This window comes from bacterium, assembly GCA_037131655.1.
In the GTDB taxonomy this organism is placed as follows: Bacteria; Armatimonadota; Fimbriimonadia; order Fimbriimonadales; family JBAXQP01; genus JBAXQP01.
Genome location: JBAXQP010000395.1, coordinates 1 through 2,100, shown reverse-complemented (window position 1 = coordinate 2,100; position 2,100 = coordinate 1). Strand labels below are relative to the sequence as shown.

The following is a 2,100-nucleotide window of genomic DNA, read 5'->3' as shown; positions in this document are numbered from 1 at the left end:
TTCCTGGAGCCCCAAAAAAAATTCTGCCTTAAAAAGCGTCGAGCCAAACGTGATGCACTTTATTCATGAAGGTTTCGAATATTTCGTTCATTGCTCCACCGGCTGCTGTCAAATGGGGGATAACATGATAAAAATCAACCCAAATCAAAAGCGAGTTGTACTTAATTTCACAGGAACATAGAAGCAAACAAGTTATTAATTAACGACATTCAAATAACTTTTATTGATAGAATTGTTCAAATTGGCAATTGAGATACAAATGCTGAGTTTAATTTGCTTTTCTCGCCGAAATATATTATAGTAATAATTACTGTGAAAACGGTGTTATGAATTACTACTGGGGTTGAAGCTGAAGACGGGCTTAATGTCAACAGGAGTTAATATGTGCGGAATAGTCGGAATGGTGAGTGAAGAACGGTTCCCTTCGTCCGAAGCTCTTGTGTTTCTAAAGCGCCTCGAATATCGAGGTTATGATTCATTTGGTTGGGCATCTGATCTTGGGGTTGTTCAAAGACGGGTAGGCCCGATTGTTTTTAATAAGTCCTTCGATGCCTGTAAAGCTGTCATTGCCCACACTCGATGGGCTACTCATGGGGGCGTTACAGAAAAAAATGCTCACCCCCATTGCGACTGTACCAGCACTTTTTATATTGTTCATAACGGCATCATTGAAAACTATCGCGAGCTTAAAGCTGGGCTGGAAAATCTCGGCCACACCTTCTCAAGCCAGACCGATAGCGAAATTATTTCCCATTACTTCGAAGAAGCTTTAAAGATCGGAAATACCGTCAGCGAAGCAATTTGTGAGTTTTTTACAGTAGCTAAAGGCACGTTTGCGATCTTACTACTGCGCAAAGGCGAAAACCGAATCTATGCCCTCAAGCGCGACTCCCCTTTGGTTTTGGGTTTGACGGATGAAGCGTTGATGCTGGCTAGCGATATTTATGCCTTTTCAGAAAAGACTAATAAGGCGATATTCTTTGAAGATAATGAGTTCGCTATCATAGATGAAACCGGCTATGCCTTCTTCGATTTGAAAGGGTCGTCAATTCAAAAAGAAATCAAGCAATTCTATTGGCAGCAACAGACGACAGAGCATCAGTATGAGCATTATATGATTAAAGAGATTCTCGATGAGCCTGTCGCGGCGCAACGTCTGCTTAGCGCTCTTGAGACAACTCAAAAAGACAAACTCGATAAGTTGGCGGCGATGGTCAAGGCGTGCGATAGGGTTCTCTTTATCGGATCTGGTACCTCCTACCACGCTTCTTTGATAGGCAGTTATCTTATGCGCAGGCTTGGAATTGAAGCGCAGGTACTGGTTGCGTCTGAACTCAAACACCACGTTCCGCCTAATGAAAAGACTTTAGTTATTGCGGTGAGCCAGAGCGGTGAAACGATGGATGTGATTGATGCGATGAAAATCGCCAAAGCTCATGGCGCACCCACGGCCAGCATCGTAAACGTGCCTTATTCGACCATTCAGAGAATGACCGATCTTCATCTTGAGATACTTGCCGGACAAGAAGTCTGTGTCGCAGCTACCAAATCATTTGTTAATCAGTGCCTATTACTCATCAAGTTATGCTCATCTCTTGGCCTTGAAACAGGACTTGAACGAATTCTCGACCATATGGAACAGGTAATGGACCTACGGCCAAAAATAATGGAGCTTGCCAAGGACTTGAAGGGCGTAAGTGATATCTATTTAATTGGCCGCGGTGTGATGTATCCAGTTGCTTGTGAAATTGCTCTGAAGCTAAAAGAAATCCCTTATATTCATGCAGAGGGGATGATGGGCGGCGAACTCAAGCATGGCACGATTGCTTTGATCGAAGATGGTACACCGGTCATCTCCCTCATGCCGGAGGGTGAAGAGGATATTGTTTCTAACACCAAGGAAGTCGAAAGCCGCGGCGCCTGGGTGATTGCCATCACCAATTCCAACGAAAACGAATTCAAGCAACAAATCAAGATCAGCGCGAAAGATGATGACAGTTTCGCAATCCTAGCCACGATTATCGGCCAATTATTAACCTATTACATCGCCAAAGAAAAAAACCTCCCCATAGACAAACCCCGCAATCTGGCGAAGAGTGT

2 protein-coding genes are annotated in these 2,100 nt (G+C 43.9%); both read left to right on the top strand.

The genetic code is table 11. The annotated features are described in order from the left end of the window. Positions 1 to 181, top strand: a 181-nt coding sequence (locus WCO51_12870; GenBank protein ID MEI6514146.1) for a hypothetical protein, incomplete at its 5' end; no start/stop codon positions are given. Positions 182 to 364: 183 nt separating this feature from the next. Next, on the top strand, positions 365 to 2,100 hold a 1,736-nt coding region (gene glmS / locus WCO51_12865; GenBank protein MEI6514145.1), incomplete at its 3' end, for a glutamine--fructose-6-phosphate transaminase (isomerizing).